Source organism: Pelagibacterium sp. (genome assembly GCF_035555455.1).
Lineage (GTDB): Bacteria > Pseudomonadota > Alphaproteobacteria > Rhizobiales > Devosiaceae > Pelagibacterium.
The window spans coordinates 25,041-47,550 of the sequence record NZ_DATMGM010000030.1 but is presented as its reverse complement, the minus strand read 5'-3'; the positions used below and the strand labels follow the sequence as shown (position 1 = coordinate 47,550).

Annotated in this window: 24 protein-coding genes and 1 tRNA gene; 17 read left to right on the top strand and 8 right to left on the bottom strand. The window is 60.4% G+C overall.

From position 1 onward, the window contains the following. The 8 genes from VNS12_RS05650 to VNS12_RS05615 all read left to right on the top strand — a co-directional run. The coding region (locus VNS12_RS05650) for a phosphate acyltransferase (protein ID WP_325486866.1) at positions 1–716 on the top strand (716 nt) is incomplete at its 5' end. Further along, a complete protein-coding gene (locus tag VNS12_RS05645; RefSeq protein ID WP_325486865.1) occupies positions 713–1,690 on the top strand; it encodes a beta-ketoacyl-ACP synthase III in 978 nt (325 codons plus the stop codon). The genes VNS12_RS05650 and VNS12_RS05645, both read left to right, overlap by 4 nt. An 86-nt stretch (positions 1,691–1,776) precedes the next feature. Then, a complete protein-coding gene (locus VNS12_RS05640) occupies positions 1,777–2,088 on the top strand; it encodes an integration host factor subunit alpha (RefSeq protein WP_325486864.1) in 312 nt (103 codons plus the stop codon). A 24-nt stretch (positions 2,089–2,112) separates the two neighbouring features. Next, positions 2,113–2,622: a MerR family transcriptional regulator gene (locus VNS12_RS05635; protein ID WP_325486863.1), complete on the top strand. Its 510-nt coding sequence runs from the start codon at positions 2,113–2,115 to the stop codon at positions 2,620–2,622. 187 nt (positions 2,623–2,809) lie between these two features. Beyond that, positions 2,810–3,748, top strand: a complete 939-nt coding sequence (locus VNS12_RS05630) for a siderophore ABC transporter substrate-binding protein (RefSeq protein WP_414693072.1) — start codon at positions 2,810–2,812, stop codon at positions 3,746–3,748. Positions 3,749–3,871: 123 nt separating this feature from the next. Continuing rightward, complete coding sequence (locus VNS12_RS05625) at positions 3,872–4,804, top strand: ABC transporter permease (RefSeq protein ID WP_414693071.1); 933 nt, start codon at positions 3,872–3,874, stop codon at positions 4,802–4,804. Beyond that, positions 4,797–5,762, top strand: coding sequence for an iron chelate uptake ABC transporter family permease subunit (locus VNS12_RS05620; protein WP_325486860.1), 966 nt, complete (start codon positions 4,797–4,799; stop codon positions 5,760–5,762). Before VNS12_RS05625 ends, VNS12_RS05620 begins: the two co-directional genes overlap by 8 nt. Continuing rightward, a complete protein-coding gene (locus VNS12_RS05615; RefSeq protein ID WP_325486859.1) occupies positions 5,759–6,517 on the top strand; it encodes an iron ABC transporter ATP-binding protein in 759 nt (252 codons plus the stop codon). The genes VNS12_RS05620 and VNS12_RS05615 overlap by 4 nt, the downstream gene beginning before the upstream one ends. Positions 6,518–6,522: 5 nt before the next feature. Here VNS12_RS05615 and VNS12_RS05610 read toward each other — a convergent pair whose 3' ends face one another. Further along, positions 6,523–7,497 (bottom strand): phosphotransferase enzyme family protein, encoded by a 975-nt coding sequence (locus tag VNS12_RS05610; protein ID WP_325486858.1) that lies wholly within the window; start codon positions 7,495–7,497, stop codon positions 6,523–6,525. A 445-nt stretch (positions 7,498–7,942) separates the two neighbouring features. Here VNS12_RS05610 and VNS12_RS05605 point away from each other — a divergent pair, with 445 nt between their 5' ends. The 3 genes from VNS12_RS05605 to VNS12_RS05595 all read left to right on the top strand — a co-directional run bounded on the left by VNS12_RS05605 (position 7,943) and on the right by VNS12_RS05595 (position 11,041). Then, positions 7,943–9,661 carry a pyrroloquinoline quinone-dependent dehydrogenase gene (locus tag VNS12_RS05605; protein ID WP_325486857.1) on the top strand — a complete coding sequence of 573 codons (1,719 nt, stop codon included), beginning with the start codon at positions 7,943–7,945 and terminating at the stop codon, positions 9,659–9,661. A gap of 79 nt (positions 9,662–9,740) precedes the next feature. Next, positions 9,741–10,547 (top strand): type 2 periplasmic-binding domain-containing protein, encoded by an 807-nt coding sequence (locus VNS12_RS05600; protein WP_325486856.1) that lies wholly within the window; start codon positions 9,741–9,743, stop codon positions 10,545–10,547. An 83-nt stretch (positions 10,548–10,630) separates the two neighbouring features. Next, the gene (locus VNS12_RS05595; protein WP_325486855.1) at positions 10,631–11,041 is read left to right on the top strand and encodes a c-type cytochrome; all 411 of its coding nucleotides are present in this window, start codon (positions 10,631–10,633) and stop codon (positions 11,039–11,041) included. A gap of 288 nt (positions 11,042–11,329) precedes the next feature. On the opposite strand, the gene VNS12_RS05590 is transcribed toward VNS12_RS05595, so the two are convergent. Continuing rightward, positions 11,330–11,665 carry a hypothetical protein gene (locus VNS12_RS05590; protein WP_325486854.1) on the bottom strand — a complete coding sequence of 112 codons (336 nt, stop codon included), beginning with the start codon at positions 11,663–11,665 and terminating at the stop codon, positions 11,330–11,332. 80 nt (positions 11,666–11,745) lie between these two features. Continuing rightward, positions 11,746–11,898 (bottom strand): hypothetical protein, encoded by a 153-nt coding sequence (locus VNS12_RS05585; protein ID WP_325486853.1) that lies wholly within the window; start codon positions 11,896–11,898, stop codon positions 11,746–11,748. A 202-nt stretch (positions 11,899–12,100) separates the two neighbouring features. Between VNS12_RS05585 and VNS12_RS05580 the strand changes: the two genes are divergently transcribed. After that, positions 12,101–12,177: transfer RNA gene (locus VNS12_RS05580), tRNA-Pro, on the top strand. Between the two features lie 52 nt (positions 12,178–12,229). On the opposite strand, the gene VNS12_RS05575 is transcribed toward VNS12_RS05580, so the two are convergent. The 4 genes from VNS12_RS05575 to VNS12_RS05560 form a co-directional block, all read right to left on the bottom strand. Then, the gene (locus tag VNS12_RS05575) at positions 12,230–13,477 is read right to left on the bottom strand and encodes an O-antigen ligase family protein (protein ID WP_325486852.1); all 1,248 of its coding nucleotides are present in this window, start codon (positions 13,475–13,477) and stop codon (positions 12,230–12,232) included. After that, complete coding sequence (locus tag VNS12_RS05570; protein WP_325486851.1) at positions 13,474–14,985, bottom strand: undecaprenyl-phosphate glucose phosphotransferase; 1,512 nt, start codon at positions 14,983–14,985, stop codon at positions 13,474–13,476. Before VNS12_RS05570 ends, VNS12_RS05575 begins: the two co-directional genes overlap by 4 nt. 85 nt (positions 14,986–15,070) lie before the next feature. Further along, positions 15,071–16,192, bottom strand: a complete 1,122-nt coding sequence (locus VNS12_RS05565; RefSeq protein WP_325486850.1) for a glycosyltransferase family 4 protein — start codon at positions 16,190–16,192, stop codon at positions 15,071–15,073. 3 nt (positions 16,193–16,195) lie between these two features. Beyond that, positions 16,196–16,750, bottom strand: a complete 555-nt coding sequence (locus tag VNS12_RS05560) for a polysaccharide biosynthesis/export family protein (protein WP_325486849.1) — start codon at positions 16,748–16,750, stop codon at positions 16,196–16,198. A gap of 132 nt (positions 16,751–16,882) precedes the next feature. Here VNS12_RS05560 and VNS12_RS05555 point away from each other — a divergent pair, with 132 nt between their 5' ends. Continuing rightward, the gene (locus VNS12_RS05555; protein WP_325486848.1) at positions 16,883–18,886 is read left to right on the top strand and encodes a GumC family protein; all 2,004 of its coding nucleotides are present in this window, start codon (positions 16,883–16,885) and stop codon (positions 18,884–18,886) included. A gap of 10 nt (positions 18,887–18,896) precedes the next feature. Beyond that, entirely contained in the window at positions 18,897–19,940 is a 1,044-nt protein-coding gene (locus tag VNS12_RS05550) for a polysaccharide deacetylase family protein (protein ID WP_325486847.1), read from the top strand. On the opposite strand, the gene VNS12_RS05545 is transcribed toward VNS12_RS05550, so the two are convergent. After that, positions 19,937–20,140 carry a DUF2842 domain-containing protein gene (locus VNS12_RS05545; RefSeq protein ID WP_325486846.1) on the bottom strand — a complete coding sequence of 68 codons (204 nt, stop codon included), beginning with the start codon at positions 20,138–20,140 and terminating at the stop codon, positions 19,937–19,939. The genes VNS12_RS05550 and VNS12_RS05545 overlap by 4 nt on opposite strands. Positions 20,141–20,233: 93 nt before the next feature. On the opposite strand from VNS12_RS05545, the gene VNS12_RS05540 reads away from it, so the two are divergent. The 3 genes from VNS12_RS05540 to rpsI all read left to right on the top strand — a co-directional run bounded on the left by VNS12_RS05540 (position 20,234) and on the right by rpsI (position 22,417). Then, positions 20,234–21,298 carry a COX15/CtaA family protein gene (locus VNS12_RS05540; protein WP_325486845.1) on the top strand — a complete coding sequence of 355 codons (1,065 nt, stop codon included), beginning with the start codon at positions 20,234–20,236 and terminating at the stop codon, positions 21,296–21,298. Between the two features lie 172 nt (positions 21,299–21,470). Next, complete coding sequence (gene rplM, locus VNS12_RS05535; protein ID WP_325486844.1) at positions 21,471–21,935, top strand: 50S ribosomal protein L13; 465 nt, start codon at positions 21,471–21,473, stop codon at positions 21,933–21,935. A gap of 2 nt (positions 21,936–21,937) precedes the next feature. Then, positions 21,938–22,417 carry a 30S ribosomal protein S9 gene (gene rpsI / locus VNS12_RS05530; protein WP_325486843.1) on the top strand — a complete coding sequence of 160 codons (480 nt, stop codon included), beginning with the start codon at positions 21,938–21,940 and terminating at the stop codon, positions 22,415–22,417. The last annotated feature ends 93 nt before the right edge of the window (positions 22,418–22,510 follow it).

Here is a 22,510-nt window from a genome sequence, read left to right as displayed (position 1 = left end):
TTTGCCTGCGCACCATGGACGGGATTTCGCGCCCGGCCATCGCCGCCATCTGGCCGACCCTTCGCTCCGACATCGTGGTGCTGGACGTGGGCGCGACCATCGGCGCGGACGCAAAGCAACTCGTCGACTTTTCGATTCTGGGGGCGGCATTGGCCCGGGCCCTGTTCGACAGCGAGCGCCCGACCGTCGGCCTGCTCAATGTGGGCGTCGAAGAAGCCAAGGGCAACGAGGCGGTTCGCGATGCCGGCAAGATCCTGAGCGAGACGGCCCAGACGGACTTTGTCTATAAGGGGTTCGTCGAGGGCGACGATCTGGGCAAAGGTACGGTGGATGTGGTCGTGACCGAGGGGTTCACCGGCAATATCGCGCTCAAGACCGCCGAAGGCACCGCCCGGCAGGTCGGGACCTATCTGCGCGATGCCATGAAATCATCACTGCTGAGCAAGATCGGGGCGCTGTTCGCTCGTCAGGCGCTGAACGCCATCCGTTCGAAACTGGACCCGCGCACCGTGAATGGCGGCATGTTCCTCGGCCTTAATGGGGTCATTATCAAGAGTCATGGCGGCACCGACGAAATCGGTTACAAGAGCGCACTGAGCCTTGCCTATGACATGGCGCGTAACGATCTGATCGAAAAGATCGGTGAAGGCATCAAACATTTCCCCGCGCTGGCAACGCCCGCGGATCCGTCCAGCCTGGAGGCACCTACGGCGTGACCAAGATTCAATCAGTTGTGCGCGGAGTGGGCGGATATCTCCCCGAGCGCGTCATGACCAATGACGACCTCGCAAAGCTGATCGATACCTCCGATGAGTGGATCGTGCAGCGCACCGGTATCCGCAAGCGCCACATCGCCGCCGAAGGTGAGCTCACCTCCGACCTGGCGCTGGTCGCGGCCCGCCGCGCGCTGGAAAACGCCGGCATGGACGCCAGCGATATCGACCTGATCATAGTCGGCACCACGACGCCGGACATGACGTTTCCCTCGACCGCCGCCCTCTTGCAGCAAAAGCTCGGCATTACCGGCGGTTCGGCCTTCGACGTGCAGGCCGTGTGCTCAGGGTTTGTGTTCGCGATGGCGACCGCAGACAGCTACATCAAGACCGGCATGGCCCGGCGCGCGCTGGTGGTTGGCGCGGAGACCTTTTCGCGCATTCTCGACTGGACCGACCGCACCACCTGCGTGCTGTTCGGCGATGGCGCCGGAGCGGTGATTCTCGAAGCGCGCGAAGTGCCCGCCGATGCCCCCGAGGATGGTGTGCTGGCGTCGAGCCTCCGGACGGACGGCAGCCATTGGGACAAGCTCTATGTGGACGGTGGCGTCTCGTCGACCCAGACTATTGGCCATCTGCGCATGGAAGGGCGGGAGGTGTTCCGGCACGCTGTCGGGATGATTTCCGACGTGGTGGAAGAGGTTCTGGCCAAGACCGGCAAGACCACCGATGAGCTCGACTGGTTCGTTCCCCATCAGGCAAACCGGCGGATCATCGACGGAGCGGGCCGCAAACTGGGCATTTCAGACGCCAAGACGGTGGTGACCGTGGATCAGCATGCCAACACTTCGGCGGCATCGGTTCCGCTGGCACTATGGGTGGCTTGCGAGGACGGCAGGATCAACAAGGGCGACCTGGTGATGATCGAGGCGATGGGGGGCGGCTTCACCTGGGGAGCATCACTGATTCGCTGGTAGGCGTTGACCCGGTTTCGTTTTGAGCGTTAAGTGTTTGAAATCTTGGGGGCTGTGTTGCGGGTCTCTATGAGGTTGAGGGGATCATCATGTCGGGAAAAACAGTAACTCGCGCCGATCTGGCCGAGGCTGTGTATCAATCCGTCGGCCTTTCGCGAACCGAATCGGCGGAGCTTGTGGAGCGTGTCCTTCAGATCGTGAGCGATTCGCTGGCAGCGGGGGACAACGTGAAACTGTCGTCTTTCGGCTCATTCCAGGTGCGGTCCAAGAATGAGCGGATCGGGCGGAATCCCAAGACAGGCGAGGAAGTGCCGATCCTTCCGCGGCAGGTTCTTGTGTTCAAACCTTCGAACGTCTTGAAATCCAAGATCAACAAATCTATGGTTCGAACTGTAAAGTAATCACTTTTACCGGGGCAACTTGCGTTGGAAAAATCGCCAGACGCCTTCCGGACGATATCCGAAGCGGCAGAAGAACTCGATCTACCCCAGCACGTGCTGCGCTTCTGGGAAACCCGGTTTTCCCAGATCAAGCCATTGAAGCGCGGCGGCGGACGTCGCTATTACCGCCCGGACGATGTGCAACTGCTCAAGGGCATCCGGCACCTGCTTTACGATCAGGGTTTCACCATCAAGGGCGTCCAGCGTATCCTCAAAGAGCAGGGCGCGCGGCACGTGATCGCCATCGGCGAGACAGGCTCGACCCTGCCCATTGCTGCCCAGCCGCATCCCGATATGGACCTCGATGGCGATTCGGCTATCCCCAATGCCGAATTTGTCGAACTGAGCGATGAGGGCAGGGCGCCAACGCCCCCCCTGTCTGTCGCGCCCGAGCCGGTGCGACCCGAGCTGTCACAAGAGCATCGTGACCGGCTTTCCGCTGCGCTCGCGATTCTGGAGGAATGCCGCGCTCTGCTCGACCGGACACGGACCTGAGCCTTTTCGACCCTGATGCCGGCGCATAGGGGCCATAATTAGCCCTGTCCTGCAAGCAAGCGCTGGGCGGGAGGCTTTAAAGCTGATATTGGCTTTCAACATTGTTGACGGACCGGGTGTGGATGGCTAAAACCTGACATGCACAGTCAGCATTGCGGCTGCGTACTCCACTTCACCCAACGATTGGATGATAAGCGTGACTCTTTTCACTCATTTCCGCACCGCCACCGCGGTTGTAGCCCTGGCAGCCTCGCTCGCCCTTACTGCTGGAGCGTCTGCCCAGGATGTCACTGTCGAGCACCCGCAGGGCGAAACGACCATCACCGGCGTTCCTGAAACCGTCTTCGTCATCGACTGGGCAGCTTTCGATAACCTGACCGCGCTCGGCGTGGAAATCGATGGCGCTCCCGGCTCCAATGTTCCCTCCTATCTCGCCGATAACGCCAGCGGCGACCTCGTCAATGTCGGTTCGCTGTTCGAACCCGATTATGAGACGATCGCGGCATCGGAGCCCGACCTGGTGATCGTTGCCGGACGCTCGGCTTCCACCTATCCGACGGTCAGCCAGATTGCGCCGACGGTCGATATGTCGGTCAACAACTCCGACATCATTGCTGGCCTCAAGGGCAACCTGGCAACTCTGGGCGAGATCTTCGGCATTGAAGACCGCGCAGCCGAACTGACCGCCGATCTCGACGACAAGATCGCAGAAGCGCGCGCCGCCGCCGATGGCAAGGGCGACGGGCTGGTTCTGGTCACCAACGCCGGCAACCTCGGCGTATACGGACCGGATTCGCGCGTTGCATGGATCTATAACGAACTGGGCATTCCTTCGGTGATGGACCGGGTCGAAGACGGCGACCATGGCGGTGACGCCGTGTCGTTCGAATTCCTGCTCGAAGCCAACCCTGACTGGCTGTTCGTCGTCGACCGCGATGCCGGTGTCGGCAATGACGGTGCGGCCAAGCAGCTGCTCGACAACGAACTGATGCACCAGACCACAGCCTGGCAGGAAGATCACATCATCTACCTCGACCCGCAGGCTGCCTACATCACCATGCATGGCTATACCGGCATCATGCTGCTGCTCGACCAGGTGATCGAAGGTCTCAACGCCGCCGAGTAACCGGCCCGGCATTTCCTTGCGCCCGGCGGGTTCCACCTCGCCGGGCGTTCCATATTCAGCCGTCCCTTGGCGGGTGGCGCAAACGCAGGCGATACGGTGCGGCTTCTTTCTGTCGGAATATTGATGACCGTTATTCTGGCGATCATCAGCTTATTCGTTGGCGTCAGCGACGTTTCGATTCACTCGCTGCTCTCCTCCAGTCCCGAGGATCGCCCGATGCAGGTCCTCATCATCAGCCGGGTTCCACGGACTCTCGCAATCCTGCTAGCCGGTTCATCATTGGCTATCGCCGGGCTCGTCATGCAGATGATCGTCCGCAACCGGTTTGTGGAGCCATCGACGGCGGGAACGACCGAGTCGGCGGGCCTGGGATTTCTGGTCGTCACCCTGTTCGCACCCGGTTGGCCGCTGATTGCCAAGATGATCGTTGCCGCCACCTTCGCGATGGCGGGTACGGCGCTGTTCATCCGCATCCTTAGGTTCGTGCCGCTGCGCGACGTGTTGCTGGTGCCGCTGGTCGGGATCATGCTGGGCGGCGTGATCGGCGCGGTCACGACGTTTTTCGCCTACCGCTTCAACCTGATGGCATCGATGCTGGCCTGGAATATGGGCGACTTTTCCGGGGTGCTGCGCGGCCGATATGAACTGCTGTGGTTCGGCCTCGCTGGAACCGTGATGGCCTATATTGCCGCCGACCGGTTCACAGTTGCCGGTATGGGGCAGGATTTCACCACCAATCTGGGGCTCAACTACAAGCTGGTGATGCGGCTGGGCCTGATCATCGTATCGATCGTGAGTGCCGTTGTGCTGGTGTCGGTCGGCTCGATCCCGTTCCTGGGTCTGATCGTGCCCAACGTGGTCAGCCTGATGATAGGCGACAACATGCGGCGCACGGTGCCCTGGGTGGCGGTGCTTGGCGCAGCCTTCGTGCTGGCCTGCGATATCATCGGGCGCATCGTGCGCTTTCCTTATGAAATTCCGATCAGCGTGGTCGTTGGGGTAATCGGCAGTGGCCTCTTCCTCTATCTGCTGCTGAGGAAGCGTCACAATGCGTAATGTCCAGTGGTCGCGTCCGACCGTCGTTCTTTTGATTCTCGCTATTCTCGCTCTGATCTCTATTGCGTGCTTCATGACGCTGGGGGCCAAGGGAAGCTGGAGCTTTGTGTTGCCGTTCCGGGGGCGCAAGCTGCTGTCGCTGGCGCTGGTGGCCTACGCCATCGCTATTTCGACGGTGCTATTCCAGACGGTCACCAATAACCGCATCCTGACCCCGTCGATCATGGGGTTCGATGCGCTGTATATTTTGCTCAAGACGGCAACGGTGTTTTTCCTCGGCCCGCAAATGCTGGCGCTGATGGACCCCCACCTGCAATTCGGCATCGAAGTGGTGCTGATGATCGGGTTCTCGTGGATATTGTTCCAGTGGCTGTTCCTCAGCGAAGGCCGGAGCCTGCATCTTCTGGTGCTGGTGGGCATCGTCTTTGGAATATTTTTCCGCAGCCTGTCGAACTTCATGCAAAGACTGCTCGATCCGAATTCCTTCCAGGTTCTTCAGGATACGTTCTTTGCAAGCTTTTCGACGGTCGATCCGACTCTGCTCGGCGTCTCGGTGGCGATCCTTACAGTCGTGACCCTTGTGTTGTGGCGCATGGGCCATACCTTCGACGTGCTCTCGCTGGGCCGTGACACGGCGATCAACCTCGGCGTGGAATACAAGCGGACCGTGGTGATCATTCTCGTGATGGTTTCTGTGCTGGTTTCGGTATCGACCGCGCTGGTGGGGCCGATTACGTTCTTTGGCCTGCTGGTGGCCAGTTTGGCGCATGGGCTTGTCGGCACCAGCAAGCATAAATACATACTGCCTGCAGCGTCGCTTCTGGCCATCGTGGCTTTGGTGGGCGGACAGACGCTGTTCGAGCGGGTGTTTGCCTTTGACACCGCGCTGTCCATCATTGTCGAGTTCCTCGGCGGCCTCGTCTTTATCATTCTTATTCTGCGGGGAGCGGCCCGATGATCATCACTACCGGCCTCAAGAAATATTACGGCCCCACTGCCGTTGTGGACGATGTCTCGATCCAGCTGCCGGCGCGCGGCATCACATCGATCATCGGCCCGAACGGGGCGGGCAAATCCACCATGCTCTCGTTGATCAGCCGCCTGCTCGGGATGGATGCCGGATCGGTGACCGTCGATGGCATGGACGTCTCCAAGACACCCAGCGACGTGCTGGCCAAGCGCCTGTCGATCCTGCGCCAGGACAATCACATGACCGCGCGGCTGACCGTGCGCGATCTGATTGCCTTCGGGCGTTATCCCTATTCCAAGGGACGGACAACGATCGAAGACAAGGAGCATATCGACCGGGCCATCGAATATCTCAACCTGAACGATTTCACTGACCGGTTTCTCGATGAGCTCTCGGGCGGCCAGCGCCAGCGGGCGTTCGTTGCCATGGTGCTGTGTCAGGACACCGATTACGTGCTGCTCGACGAGCCGCTTAACAATCTCGACATGAAGCACGCCATGAGCATGATGAAGCTCATGCAGCGGGCCTGCCGAGAGCTCGGCAAGACCGTGGTGGTCGTGCTGCACGATATCAATTTCGCGTCCTGGTATTCGGATTACATCATCGCCATGCGCGACGGGAAGGTCGTCAATCACGGCTCGACCGACAAGATCATCCAGCCCGAGGCACTGCGGGAAATCTACGACATGGACATCAACGTCCATGAAATCGGCGGGCACCGGGTGTCGCTGTTTTACGATTGATCGCTTTAGCGATCGATGGTGCCGCGCGTCAGGTAGCGCTCGGCCATGTCCGCCGTGCCCGTCGCAAAGGTCGCGTGCTGATCCCGGGCGAGACCGGTTTCGGCATGGGAGCCCGTCCAGGCCAGCAATGCCATGCGGCGCAGCAACACCATCTCGTCGAGCATGGCTTCGTCCTCGCGCGTGAAGGCGCGATGAACGCGATAGCCTTTTAGCCAGGCCTCACGCAGGGCAGGGACCCTGTCGCTGTCTTCGAAAAACGAGACGGCCGCGCCGAAATCATATCCGAACCAGGAAAACCCGCTGTCGTCGAAATCGATGAGCCGCGTTACTCCATCCGAGACCAGAAGATTGGCCAGCCGCATGTCGGCATGGATCAGGCCGAACCGGTCGCGGGTCGCGCCATAGGCAGCGAGCCTGCGCCGCAATGCCAGGTCGAGGGCATCGAGCGCGGTGCGGGTTTCGCCCGCTACGCCCGGCGCCAGGCGCCAGTCGCCCCAGATGGCATCCGGGTCGAGAATGGCACCAGCGCTCCACGTCTGCCGCTCGAATGAGGGCGGAAGCTGCCAGTGTTCGATATGGGCATGACATTGGGCGGCCAGAGCACCCAATTGGTGGAAAAGCGGGACAAGATCATCGCTCTCGCATGGCTCTTCGCCCTCTTCGAAGGCGAAGGCCACCATATGGCGCTGTTGCCCCATGAACGCAGATTGTTGCACCAGCACGCCGTCGAGCCCGGGAAGGGGGCGGGGAGTGAACAGTCCTGCGTCCCTGCGCAGCGCGCGCATCCACGCCAACTCGCTCTCGATGGCGTTGCGGGAGTGATAGCTGGGCCGGTGAACGCGCAGCACGGCGGGCGTTCCATCGGGCAGATCAAGCCGGAACGTATGGTTTTCCGATAGGTTGATGAGTCTCGCTTCGCTACCTGCAAAGCCCGGCCAAAGGCTGAAAGCTTCGGAAAGCCCCGTCCAGTCATCGCTCATGGTTTGTCCCCCGTCGGCGGTCTTATCGACCAGGAGACGGCAGCTTGTCCACGGTCAATTTGTGCAATCGGGGAGGAGCGGGACGCTTGGAAATGGAAGATTTCCGGATGGGACTGGTGAGAAGATAAAGAAGAAAAAAGATAGTCATTTTATATTATTATAGAAATAAAAAGAAATTATACAGAATATTTTGAGATAAGGAAAGGGTTGTTATTTCAACAATAGCTGATGCGTCTAAGTTGACTGGCATGTGCAGCGATATGATACTTCCGGCGTGAAATGACGTGGGGGGAGGGCCGTATCATGCAGGGCAGAACCGGCTCCTGTCCTTAGAGTGTCAGAATCCTGGCGGGCCGCCCCTCCCGACCCGGATGATCGCTCCAGTGTGCCGTGGTGACGGACAAATGCATCGATCGCGTGTGACCAGGGGCGTGGAGGGAATACAATGAGATATACAACTCTGGCGCTTGCCTTGCTGCTTTCGGCAGCGGGTGCAGGCGGTGCTGCGGCGCAGGAGAGCGCAGCAGACCCATGGGCCGGCTTCACGCCGGTGACTGATGAAATGTTCGCCAATCCGGCTGATGGCGACTGGCTCAACTGGCGGCGCACCCGCGATAGCTGGGCCCACTCGCCACTGACCCAGATCACCCCTGAAAACGTCGACGATCTGCGAATGGCATGGTCGTGGAACGTCGAGCCGGGCACCTTCGAATCGACCCCGCTGGTCTATGACGGGATTATGTTCCTCGCAGGCGCGCGCGACGTCATTCAGGCGCTCGATGCCGTATCCGGTGACCTGCTCTGGCAGTACAAGCGCCAATTGCCCGAAGATGCCTGCCATGGGACTTCCGGCGCCACCCGTAACATTGCCCTTTATGGTGATCGGGTCTTTACCTCGACCTGTGATGCTCACGTTGTCGCACTCGACGCCCGCTCGGGCCAGGTGGCCTGGGACGTGGAGATGGAGAGCTGGGAAGACTACAAGGTGGGCTTCAGTACCGGCCCGACCATCGTCAAGGGGCAGGTGATCTCCGGCCTCACCGACTGTCGCGTGTTCCGTGAGGAGCGCACGGGTTGCTACGTGGTGTCCCACGATCCGCAATCGGGCGAGGAGCTGTGGCGCACCTATACTGTGCCGATCGCAAGTGAAGAGGGTGGCGACACCTGGGGCGACACGCCTGACTTCCTGCGCGCCGGCGGTAGTGTCTGGCATCCATGCTCATACGACGATGAACAGGATATCATCCTGTGCTCGACGGGCCAGCCTTATCCCTGGACGAGCTTTGGTCGCGGCCATCGCGGCGATTCGCTTTACACCAACTCGACGATCGCCCTTGATCCCGACAATGGCGACATCCTGTGGTATCACCAGTTCCTGCCCGGTGAGACCCTCGACCTCGACGATGCTTTTGAGCATGTCTTTGTCGACGTTGATGGTGAAAAGCGCTTCTACAAGATCGGCAAGAGCGGCATCCTGTGGGTCATGGATCGCGAAACCGGCGATTACATCGATCACCGCGAAATGGTGTTCCAGAACATATTCGACGTGAACACCCAAACCGGCCAGGCAACGGTCCGCGAGGACAAGATTCCGACCGACTACGAAACGCCGGTGTTCTCATGCCCCAGCACCGCCGGGGGCAAGGATTGGCACCCGATGGCGTTCAACCCCAACACCCGTGGCCTCTATATGGCTATGAGCCAAAGCTGCATGAACTTTACAGCCCGCGAAGTGGAAGCCGTGGTCGGCGGCGGCGGCACGGGCGGTTTCCGGACGTTTGCTCCGATGCCTGATGTCGGTGGACAGGGCCTGCTCGCGGCAATCGACGTGGATACGCTGGAAGTGAAGTGGCGTCACGAGCAGCATGCTCCGTTCCTGACGGGCTTGCTCTCGACCGAAACCGGCCTGATCTTTGCCGGCGACCTTGACCGCTACTTCAAGGCGTTCGACGCGGAAACAGGTGATGTCATCTGGCAGGTCCGTCTGTCCCAGTCGGTCCAGGGCATGCCCGTGACCTACGAAGTCGACGGCGTCCAGTACATCGCGGTGCCGACTGGCCTTGGTGGCGGCAGCCCGCGCGCCCAGGCGGCGCTGGTCCCCGATATCCTCCATCCGGCGACCGGGAACAACCTGTTCGTGTTCGCCTTGCCGCAAGCCAACTGATCGGCTAGCTCCAGGAGCCGCCTGCCGCTTTCCAACCCGGCGGCAGGCGGTTCCGCCTTTTATGACAGAGGAAGTCCTGGTGAGACGTCTGGCATTGGCTCTTGCTGTTTCATCGCTGGCGACAGTGGCCAGTGCCCAGCCCATGGTGCAGAGCGACTTTTACGAAGGCGCTGCCCGGGCGAGGGGAAATCGCATCATTTTCTGCGTCTGGCCAAGCAGCCCCATGGTCGAACTCGACAGGGCCGTGGGCGAGCAGATTGCCAGCCTGCAACTGCTTGAGGCACAGTTTTACGACGTCTCGCTGGTCAGTTCCGGAACCCAGGAACTGTTCGAGCAGGAACTGTTCGTCCATCTGATGGACAATTGCGATGCAGCCATGGGAACCAGCCACACATGGCGCCCGCTGCCCGAATGGCTGACCATCAGCGAGGCCTATTTTGACGTGACCTATGTGCTCGCGTCGTCCCAGCCCGATATCGGCAGCCCGTTCGATTTGCCTTTGGACGCAAGGATCGGCTCCCTGATGCTTTCACAGGCCGATATGACCCTGGCGATGACGCTCAGCACGGGCAACCGCCCGGACCTGCGGCGCATTCCCTACGATACGCCGGGCAACATCCTGCGGGCGATTGCTGGGGGGCAACTGGAGGCGGGCATCATTCCCAACCACGCCCTGCCTTTGCTTTTGGACCAATATGCCGATAGCGGAATTGAGGTCGCGCCGCTTGTCTTTCCCGTGCTTGAGACCGAGCCGGTCGGCATCGTGCTGTTGAGCCGCGACGCCTATCTGCGCGAATTGCTCGATGAGGCCATTGCCGCCTTGCGGGCCGATGGGACGATTGCGGAACTGGCGTCGAATCTGGGCTTTGATCCAAAAGGGCTTTAGCAAGTGGACACTCACATTTTAGCGTATTTGAATTCTGACCTCGCCGGCAGGTGTGCCGGTGAAACCAAACCGAGGAGAAAGAAGTGAATCGTATTTTTTGGGCTGCGCGGTCGACGCGCGTTCTGGCCATCGCCGCCCTTTCAGGGACGGTCGGGCTCATGGCTGCGACTGGGGCGATCGCGCAGGATGCGGCGGAGGCTCACGATTGGACCACGCCTGAACAGATCGAGCGAGGCGACGCGGCCTATCAGCAGCGCTGCTCCACTTGCCATGGGGCAGATATCGTGTCGATCTATAAGAGCTTCCCCAACGCAGCGCTGTTTTATGGCTTTATCTCGACCACGATGCCCGGCGACTCCCCCGGGAGCCTGCCCGCGCAGCAATATGCCGACATCATCGCCTACCTGTCGGCTGAAAACGGCCTGACGCCCGGCACCGAGGAACTGCCTGCCGATGAGGCCATTCTGGCCACCATCAAGCCAGCCGACTTCTAAAATGCTTTCAACTACTGTTCGAACGCATTTGATGGTCGAGTGGTCTCAAAGCAAGTAGTTTTCCTGAGTCTTGGAAGGAAAGATTTACGCAATAAGTGGTTAGCAACTTCGGGTTTGCCCTCTTCCCACCCAGGATACGGTGGACGCAATCGAAGCCATCTTGAACCCGCGTCCGTGATCGGGGCGCTGCATCAAGCGATAGAACGCTCGACACCAACCTCGCGCCCGGCATCTCGGATCGCGAGGTTGGCCGCGATCCAAGTCAATGTGTGGTCAGGATTTTTAGTCCTAAGCCACAAGCTGGATGAAATCGATGACAATGGCCGAGATGACGCCGCTGACAGTCAATAAAATGCCCAGCAGAAACCATTTGCTGGCCTTGTCGTAAAACCGTCTTTGCAACGAGTTGTGGCGGAGCAGCAGGGCAAGGGAAATGCCCTGGGCAATGATGCCGACGGACAACAAGAGCAGCGTAGGAAGGTCCACAAGCTCCCATGGCAGTGGATTGTTCGCCCACTGAGTGAGGAAAGACAGGGAAAAGGACATCAGGATGCCCACAACGGTTAGAGTGCCGTTGCGGAACAACATTTCCACTAGCTGATCTTCATTCTGCGGCGCTTCCATGTCCGTTCCCCCAACCAGCACCATGAGAACCATGCCCAGGCTTTAGTCGGCCAAGGGCAGGCGGCAGATAAGGCCCATTGTCAGTAATGCACCCGTACCGGGACGTAGATGCGTTCTCCCGCAATATCGATCTGAAATCTGTCGCCGTTTTCGAGGGCGTCAGCGAGGCGCCGGAGTTTGTCAATGAACTCGGGCAAGGGATAATCCTTCTCGATATTTCGGGCACTCTTCATGCTGCAATCTCCGGTTGGCCTGCAGTCAGATCCAGAAAATACACATGGCAATGACCGGCAGGCAACTCCGTTTCTTCGACGCGTTCCTGTCCGGCCGCAGCCGCCACTCTGTGCAAAACACTGCCAAACTTTCTGTTTGTCCTCATTCATGAGATTTAGGGGCTTGCTTCAAAAGCCCCGCTTGTCTATGTCTCCGGTCGATCGGGGCGTAGCGCAGCCTGGTAGCGCATTTGTCTGGGGGACAAAGGGTCGTCGGTTCAAATCCGGCCGCTCCGACCATTATTTTTCAAGAAAAGGCCTGGCGTTTTCAGCGCTGGGCCTTTCTTTTTTGTCAGCGCCGCTGCGCCACCTGACCGGCACACAAGCCCCACACCAGTCCGGTAATCAAAAACCAGTGCCGCCAGTGATCGGTGTCGATGATCGCCGACAGCAGTATCATCGGCACGAAGGTGGCAAAGACCGGGATGAGCAACAACCTGTTCGCACAGGGAAGCACGATAGCCCGTGCGCCGACCACGAAGGTCCAGCCGACCAGGGCAAAATAGGCAAAGGCGCCGCCCCATCCATAGGTCAGCATCACGTTGGCGTAGGTATTGTGGGGCTGTTCGGAAATGCGCATGAAGCTGTATTCCAGCGGGCCGATGCCCCATGGATTGCTGATCGCCAGTTCAAGCGTGTACCAGGTGCGTCCGAACCGGCCGGTCTCTCCGGTATCGTAGCTCTGGATGGAAAAACGCTGCAGGAAGAATTCCGCCACGTCCGGAATCGACAGGAGCGCGGCGAGCGCCAGCGCCAGCGCCATCACGCCGCCGATAGCGATCAGCAGCAGGCGCACCTGCTGCCGCGCGGTCGCTTCGAGCGCGAACACCATGAAAAACACCAGTGCCGTCGACGCGGCAAGGTGACCCCAAGCGCCACGTGAAAAGCTGACGAAGATACCAATGAACAAAATCAGATAGGCGAGCCCGTTCCAGGCCATCTCCCGCCCATTGCCGAGGAGGGCCCGTTGCAGGACCACCATCGCCGGAAAGATGAGAAAGGGACCATAAACGTTCGGGTCTTTGAAAAACGCCTTGGCCCGTCCGAACAGCAGGAAGACGTTTTCACCGGGTAGCAGTCCAACATAGGCCAACGTACCGACGATGGCGGCGATCAGCGCGATCGCGATATAGGGGCCGGTGATCAGTCGCATATGGCGGGCCGGGGCCTGCGCGACGAAATTGGCGACGAAATAGCTGGTGACCAAGAGGAATATGGTGACCAGGTTGAACAATAGTCCCGCGCTCACCTCCTGATAGCGCATGAAAAATACGGAAATCAGCGCAAACGGCGTGAACGCGAGGATCACATACAACAGGGGGAGGGTGCCGCGGTGCAGTTTGAGGCCACCGACCAGGGCAATGGCGAAGGTGATGACGAACATCACCTCATAGGGCGACGGTTCGACCAGAACGAAGCCGCCGGAAAAAATCCATACGGCGACCGATATCGCCAGCGCATTTTGTGCCAGCGTTCTGAACCACCTGCGCCCCAACTCCGAGCGGTCGGCGGGCGCGAGAGCGTACAGCGTAGCGCTCAAAACGCATTCTCGGACTTGGTAACCAGCGAAACCGGCGTCATCAACAAGATGTAGAGATCGAGCAGGATCGACCAGTTCTCAATGTAATAGAGATCGTGGTCCACGCGGGCCATCAGCTTTTCGATCGTGTCGGTTTCCCCGCGCCAGCCATGAATTTGTGCCCAGCCGGTAATGCCGGGCTTGACCTTATGGCGCGCGAAATAGCCATCGACGGCGTCGTGATAGAGCTTGTTGGCCGCCTTGGCGCTCAGCGCGTGTGGCCGGGGGCCGACAATCGAGAGCTGGCCCTTGAGCACATTGAACAGTTGCGGCAGTTCATCGATCGAGGTCTTGCGGATGAAGCGCCCGACAGGGGTAACGCGCGGGTCATCGCGGGTAACCAGTTTCGACGCGCCCGTGTCGCTCGCCTCGGTGTACATCGAGCGGAATTTATAGACTTCGATCAACTCGTTGTTGAAGCCGTGCCGCCGCTGCCGGAACAGGATCGGACCCTTGCTGGTGAGCTTCACCGCAATTGCTGTCGCGAGCATGATCGGGGAGAGGGCAATCAGCGCCAGCAGTGCTATGGTCTTGTCGAATATCCATTTGAACACGAGGTTCCAGTCGGAAATCGGCCGGTCGGCGATGTCGAACACCGGCAGTTCGCCGAGATAGGAGTAGGTCTTGTCGGTAAAGCGCAGCTTGCTCATATGGGCGCTCAGCCGGATATCGACGGGCAGCACCCAGAGCTGGCGCAGCATTTCCAGAACCCGCGCTTCCGCCGAGAGCGGCATGGAGACGATCACCAGATCGATGCGGGCGCGGCGGGCGAACTCCACCAGATCGGCGACTCGCCCCAGTTTCTTGAGCCCGGCCACCACATCGGGGGAGCGGGCGCTGTCGCGATCATCGAACAGGCCGATCAGTTCGACATCGCTCGTCGCCTGCTTTTCGATGGCGGCGATCAGGGCTTCCGCGTCGGGGCCACCTCCGACAATGACGGTGCGGCGACGCAACCGCCCTTTGGCCGACCAGTCGAGCACCAGAGCGCGCAGCAAAAGCCGATAGATGACCAGAAGCACCGCGCCCGACAGCATCCAGCTGCCAAGCCAAAACCGGGAGACCTGTTCGCCTGCCTTGAAGGCGAACAGGCCAGCGATCACCAGCAGGAAAACGCTGACCCACCCGATCAGGACGGTGAACAATTGCCTGATGCCGGAGCGGTAGGCCGAAAGCCGGTGCGTGCGGGCAATATTGAAGGCGACATTGGCCGCGATGACAATTCCGAGCGACAGCGAGACGTAGATGACCGGGTTGGCGCCGTCGAGATAGGCGGCGTAGATCGCCATGCCGAGCGCAAACAGCAGGGCCGCTTCGGCCAGCTGCGCAAAGCCGCCCACGATCTTGTGCGACAGGCCGGGTTCTGCGGGAATGCGCGCCGCAGCCTCGGCTGCCGATCCCAGCGTTCCCGTGGCATCGCCGGCGGAAATATGGCTGAGCGCCGCCTCTTTGGGATCGACCCGGAACATGGGTTACCTCACACCAACATGTAGTGAACGTGCGGCCAATATGGGCGAGGAGAAATGAAAACTCGGTGAAGCAGATGCGTAAACGTCAGGCGAGCAGGTCGCGATACAATGCTTCGATGGAGGTGACCATGCGTGTGAGGGAAAATTGCGCGCGAACGAACGCCCGCCTTGTCGCCGCCTCACGCTCCATTTCGGCCGGCGCGCCGAGACATTGCGCCATCGCGTCGCGCAGCGCATCAACGCTGTTGGGCTCGATCAGGCGATCGGCAGTGGGGCCGAAGATTTCGGGGATGCCGCCAACATCGGTCGCAATGATCGGACGCCCCGCTGCGGCAGCTTCCATCACCACATAGGGGAGGGACTCGGCGCGGGATGGCACCAGAACACAGCACCCGCGTCCAAAAATCTCCCGGGCGGGACGCACACCGACGAGGGTCACTCTCTCTGTAAGATCAAGAGCCCTGATGGTGTCTTTTACCGATCCGGCGTCCGGGCCGTCTCCGGCCATGATGAGGGTCGCTGGTTTTCCGTCAGGGCGGGTGAGGGGTTTCAGCGCCTCCGGCAGCAGATCGACGCCCTTGAGCGCACGCAACTCGCCCACAAAGGCAAAGTCCGCCGCATCGGGCAGGGGGGTGATGACGTCGAACTCGCTGTCGTCGAGGCCGTTGTGAATGATCTCCTGCCGACAGGACGCAAGGGCGATATTGTCGGTGAAAATGCGTTGGGCGTAGGCGCTCTCAAAAATCAGTGCGTCGGTGGTCCGCAACAAACCGCGCTCGATTGACATGAAAACACGCCCGGCGGCGCTACGCGGATCAAAGTGCAGCGCGCCCCCATGGGGGGTATAGACGGTCTTGCGGCGCGTGCCAGCTCCGGCAAGGCGTGCGCCAAACCCGCCTTTGGCCCCATGGCCGTGGAGGATGTCGATATCGAGCGCTTTGGCGAGCGCTCTGATGCGCAACGGTGTGGAGATGTCCTGCGGGCCGAGCAGCCGAGGGATTGCCAGCCGATGGATTCCCAGAGATGCGAAGGGTTCGAGAGCATTCAGGCGGGCTTCTGACTGCGCATCAGCAAGCGTAGAATCTGCGACGATCGAGATCTGGTGGCCCCGTTCCGCCAAAACCTGTGTGAGATCGGAAACGTGGCGGAACAGCCCGCCCACAGGGGCGCGCATGACCTGCATGATGCGCAGGGGCTTTGCTGGCACCGATCAGATCCAGCGTTCTGAAACGACGATGGTGTCTCCGGGAAGGATGGGGAAGTCGAGCGCAACGCTGCCCTTGACCATTTCCTCGCCCTGCCGGCGGAACACGGTGACTGCATTTCGGCTCGCGGTGTCGGAGAAGCCGCCTGCCGCGCTGATCGCGGCCCGTACCGTCATGCCGTAGATATAGGGATATTGCCCTGAAGCTCCGATCGCGCCCTGAATGAAGAAGGGTCGATATTCAGCAACTTCGACGGCAACGTTGGGATTGCGCATGTAGCCTGCGGCTAGGGACGCGGCAACCCGGCGCGACAGGGCGTCGGTGGTGGCGCCGCGCGCCTGGATAGCGCCGATCAGCGGCATCGAGATGGAGCCCGCATCATCGACGCGATAAGTGTTGGTGAGTTCCGCATCGCCATAAACGCTGACCCGCAGCAGATCACCACTATCGAGCGCATAGGGCCCGGTCTGCTCGACAAGATAGGTCGCCGGGCCACTGGAATGGGCGCATGCTGCCAGAAGCAGCGGCAATAGGAGCAATGCAAAGCGCAGCCGTGCCATAAACGTTGTCCGTCCCTCTCAAGAGGCCTTTAGCTCTCTCACGCTATGGTTAAAAACCTCTTATCGCCGAGCGTCTTAACCGAATGCTTACCATGGCAAGGCCATAAGTCACCGACGGCAATGGGGCGATGGATGAGCGATTCCGTATCCGAAACGGCCCAGGTGGAGGCCAGTATCGACGCAGGCCTGATCATGCGCGCGCTGCTGGGCAGGCTGTGGCGGATCGGGCTGGTCACGGTGTTGCTGCTGGCCGTGACGCTGATGGTGTTGCTGTTCGTGCCGCGGCTGTATGAATCGACCACCGAGTTGCTGATCGAGCCGCGCAGCAGCGTCTATACGAGCGCCGCCGGTGGCACCACTGCCGCAGCCTATTATGTCGATGATGCAGCGGTTTCGAGCCAGATGGAGCTGATCAAATCCCGCGACTCCATCCGCGCCGCCCTCGATGCCCTCGATCTGTGGGGTCATCCGCAGTTTGCTGGCAAAAACACCAGCAAGATCATCGTTGAAGTGGGCAAGAACCTCAAGGTCACCCAGGAGCGCTCTTCGCGCCTGATTTCGATTGCATACCGCGCCACCGACCCCGAATTTGCCGCGCATCTGGCCAATGGCATCGCCCAGACCCACGTGCAGCGTCGGGCCGGGCAGCAGGTGTCCGATACGCTCGATGCAACCGCGTGGCTGGAGCAGGAAATTGCCGTACTGCGCGAGCGCGTGGTGGAAGCCGAGCGCGCCATCGCGGACTTTCGCGTCGAGAACGATCTGTTCACCGGCGCCAATAATCTGAGCCTTACCGATCAGCAGCTTTCCAACTTTGCCAACCAGATCGCGGCGGCGGCAGAGCGCCGTAACGCCGCGCAATCGCGCGCGCAATTGATCCGCAGCCTGCTCGAATCCGGCCAGTCGGTGATTGGCGTATCCGATGTGCAGACATCGTCCGTCGCCCAGCAATTGAGCCAGGAGCTGGGCCGGTTGCAGGGTGAGCGCGCGCAACAGGCGGCGACCTTGCTGCCCAACCATCCGGCAATCCGGGCTCTCGATGCTCAGATCGGCGAGATCAATCAGCAGATTTCTGCCGAAGGCAGGCGAGTGGCACAGGCGCTCGAAGCACAGGCGCAGATTGAAGCCGAGCTCGAACGCTCGTTGCAGGAAGAATTGACCCGCCTCAAAGTCACCGCCGGTTCCAATGCGGTGGAAGGTGTTACACTGGCCGAACTGGAACGCGAGGCGGCAGCGCAACGCGAATTGCTCAACGCCTACCTGCTGCGCTTTACCGAGGCCACCGCGCGCTCCGACATGAGCTCTGCATTGCCCGATGTACGGATCGTGAGCGAGGCGGCACCAGCGGTAACGCCAGCATCGCCCAAGGCCGGGCTGATCCTGCTCGCCGTCGGGCTGGCATCGGTGTTGCTGCAAGTGGGCGCGGTGATCTTTTCCGAACTGCTGTCGGGGCGGGCGCTGGTGACGCGCGACGACGAGCCGATGCCCGAGACAGTGGCGGTTGCAGCCGCCGCCGCGCCGGTCCCCACCGAGCCGATAAAGATCAAGCCGGCAGAGCCAGCGCCGATTGTCGCCAGTCCGGTGCCGCCGGTTCGGATTGAGGCGGAGATCGACGGATTGGCCGCGCGCGCGCTGTCCGGCGTCGATCGGCTGTTTATCATCGCCTCGGAGCAAGGGTATGGCGAAAGCAGGGACTTTGCAGAGCGCCTGACCGCCGCAATCATTGAGAACGGCCAGAGTGTCGCCGAGATCGATGCGGCCAGCGGCCAGCAGGGAATCGAATTGGGACTTTCCGATCTGTGCGCAGAGGACGCCGATTTCGGCGATGTGGTGCACCGGGGGAACGATGACCGCTTCGCATTTGTGCCTTGGGGGCAGGGGGAGCGGCTGACCCGCAACATCGACCGGGCTGGCACACTGGTCGAAGCGCTGGCCGATATTTACGAGGTGGTGATTGTCGTGACCGGCAAGGTGGGCGTGGGCTCCAGCCTGCCGCTGTTCGCGCAATTGAGCGGTAAATGCGTGGCGCTGAGCAGCGCGGCAGGGAGGGTCGAAACCCGCCACGAAATTGCTGCTCTGGGATTTGACGACATCCAGATCATCACGACTGCCCAGCGGCAATCGGACGTGGCCTGAGAGGCGTCCGTTGCGTTATACTCTCTACAGAGCGGCGTTCGAACTGCTCGCCATCCCCGGTCTTGCATCGACTTTGCGCCGGTTTTCGGCGGCAAAAGGACTGATTCTCACGCTCCATCGCGTGTTGCCCTCACCACCGGCGGCGTTTGCGCCCAATGGCATCTTGCAAATCACGCCCGATTTTCTCGAAGCGGTGATCGTCAAGACGCGGCAGGCGGGATTCGATATCGTCGACCTTGCTGAGGCGCTACGCCGACTGACGGACCCCGAGGCACAGCCGTTTGTAGTCCTGACCTTTGACGATGCCTATCGGGATAATCTGGTCCATGCCTTGCCTGTTTTGCGCAAGCATCAGGCACCGTTCACACTCTATGTGCCGACAGGGCTGGTCGATGGGGTAGGGATTGTCTGGTGGCAGGCGCTTGAGGATGTCGTTGCCGCGCAGCAGGTGGTGGTGGTCGATTTGCCCGAAGGGCCATATTACGGCGACGCCGCGACGCTGGAGCAGAAGCGAGCCACTTTCGCCCATATCTATCAACGCTATCGCCAGATGCCCGAGCCGGATCGGGAGGCGTCCATGCGGGCGCTGGCAGCGCGCTATGGCCTCGATCTTGCCGCCCATTGCCGCGATCTGATCATGGATTGGAAGGAGCTCAAAACCTTCGCCGACGATCCCTTGTGCACAATCGGTGCGCACACTGTGCATCATTATGAGCTCTCAAAGCTGCCCGAGACGCAAATGCGCGCGGAAATCGAGGAATCAGCCAAGGTGCTCGAAGCCCAATTCAGCACGCGACCGGATCACTTGGCCTATCCCATCGGGGGCGTCGCTGCGGCCGGGCCGCGCGAGTTTGCCGCCGTCAAGGATTTGGGATTTGCCAGCGGGGTAACGACCCGTCCGGGCGGGCTTTATGCCGCGCACGCTGACCATACCGAGGCGTTGCCGCGCATTTCGCTCAACGGCCTGTTTCAGGAAAAGCGCTTTATCGATGTGTTTCTGACGGCTGAAATCTTCTCTCTGATGCGGCGGGGGCGCAAGCTGGACATCGCCTAATCCGGCCGGGCCATCCAGCGGATGACCAGCATGGCGGGAAAAACCCAGCCCATGCCAAAGATGACGAAAAAGACGAGCAGCACGAGATTGTGGGCCCCGACCAGCCACGTTTCATAGAGCCATGTGCCAAGCCCGGCCCAGACAATGAGCGTTGCCAGCGTAATGAAAATTCCCGCAGCCTTGCGTTGGCGTTGTGTCATCGCTGTCTCCTTGCTGCGGCGTTTGATATCATTGCCATCCAGGTGCCGTCCCATTAGCAGTTCGGTCAAAATTGACAACTTCGGTATATTATTGTGTCTGCCATTGCCTCTGCCGGATCAGCATCGCTTGATCATGATCGTATAAAGCCTGTCCGCATCTGGCTCTATTGCCTTGCGGCGTTCGTGTTCGTGATGGTGCTGGTGGGGGGCGCGACCCGTCTCACCGAATCCGGCTTGTCGATCACAAGCTGGCGCCCGATTTCGGGGATCATCCCGCCGCTGTCCGCTGCGGACTGGCAGGCAGAGTTCGAAGCCTATCAGCAAATTCCCCAATATGAGGAACATTTCGCCGGCTGGATGGGCGTAGCGGAGTTCAAGCTCATCTTCTGGTGGGAGTGGATTCACCGCTTTCTTGGCCGCATGCTCGGCTTTGCCTTTGCGATTCCCTTCCTGATTTTCTTGGCGCAGCGCCGCATTCCAGGGTCGCTGACCGTGCCGTTGGTCGGTTTGTTCCTTTTGGGTGGATTTCAGGGTTTTCTGGGCTGGTGGATGGTCAGTTCGGGGCTGTCGGAGCTGACCTATGTGTCGCAATACCGGCTGGCGGCCCATCTGTGCGCCGCCTGTGCGCTGATGGTGGCGCTGATCTGGGTGGCGCGTGGGCTTGAACCCGAGGCCGAAGGGACAAAGACCGGCAAGGGCTGGACCCTGGCCGTATGGGGGCTGTTCCTGCTGCTGTTCGTGCAGATCGGGGCAGGCGGCCTCGTGGCCGGGTTGCATGCAGGGCTGATCTATAACACCTGGCCGCTGATGGACGGGGCGCTGATTCCCAACGGGCTGTTTCCGCTCGATTCAGTGTGGAAGAGCGCGTTTGAGGACGTGATGACAGTCCAGTTCAATCACAGAACGATTGCCTATGTCATCGCTGTCTATGCCGGGCTGATGTGGCTTGCGGGACGGTTCAAGACCGGCTTTGGGGGAATCCATATCTGGATGCCGGCTATTGCCATGACGGTGCTGCTCCAGATTTTTCTCGGTATCGGAACGCTTCTGTCGGTTGTCGGTCTGCCGATCGCACTGGGCCATCAGGCCGTGGCGTTCCTGTTGATCGGAATCGTCACCGCCTATGCCGCTGATATTCATAGGCTTTCTTCGCGGTAATTAGATACCGCATTGGTAAGCCATTGATTTAAAGCGACAATTACTAGGTGCTTGACGAGGGATCGGGGCGCCTGTAAGAACCGCAGCGAAATGATCATCCGTGAGGGTGATCGAGGATGGGCCGCCCCAGGGCGGCCTCTTCTCATCTGAATTACCAGTAAGGAACCAGACAATGAAAACCTACTCGGCCAAGGCTGGCGAGATCGAGAAGAAGTGGGTTTTGATCGACGCAGAAGGTCTGGTCGTAGGCCGTCTGGCCGCGATCATTGCGACACGTCTGCGCGGCAAGCACCTGCCGACCTTCACCCCCAATCAGGACATGGGTGACAACGTGATTGTCATCAACGCCGATAAGGTGAAGTTCACCGGCAAGAAGCTCGATGATAAGCGCTTCTACTGGCACACCGGCTATCCCGGCGGCATCAAGGACCGCACCATGCGCGAACTGCTGGAAGGCCGTTTCCCTGAGCGCGTTGTCGAGAATGCCGTGCGTCGCATGTTGCCCGGCGGTCCGCTGTCGCGCGCCCAGCTCAAGAACCTGCGTGTCTATGCAGGGGGCGAGCATCCCCACGAAGCCCAGCAGCCTGAAACCCTCGATGTTGCAGCGCTCAACACCAAGAATGTGAGGGTGAAATAATCATGTCCGAGACCATCAATTCCCTCGAAGACCTCGGCGCGGCAACGGAAGCCGTTGCGAGCGATGCACCGGTTCACGTCCAGAAGCTCGACAGCTATGGCCGCGCCTATGCCACTGGCAAGCGCAAGGATGCCGTGGCCCGTGTGTGGGTCAAGCCCGGTTCGGGCAAGATCACCATCAACGGCAAGGAATTCACCGAGTATTTCGCCCGTCCGGTTCTGCAGATGATCCTGCAGCAGCCGATCGTGGCCGCTGAGCGTGCCGACCAGTACGATGTGATCGCGACCGTCGCTGGCGGCGGTCTGTCCGGTCAGGCCGGTGCGGTCCGTCATGGCATTTCCCAGGCTCTGACCCACTACGAGCCGGAGCTGCGCGGCGTCCTCAAGAAGGACGGCTTCCTGACCCGTGATAGCCGTACCGTCGAGCGCAAGAAGTACGGCCGGGCCAAGGCTCGTCGTTCCTTCCAGTTCTCGAAGCGCTGATCTTTCACGCTGTTCAAGAGTTTCGAAAGGCCCGCTCAGGCGGGCCTTTTTGTTGTTCTGGGGGTAGGCATGCCAGCGCCGCTCCCTATATAG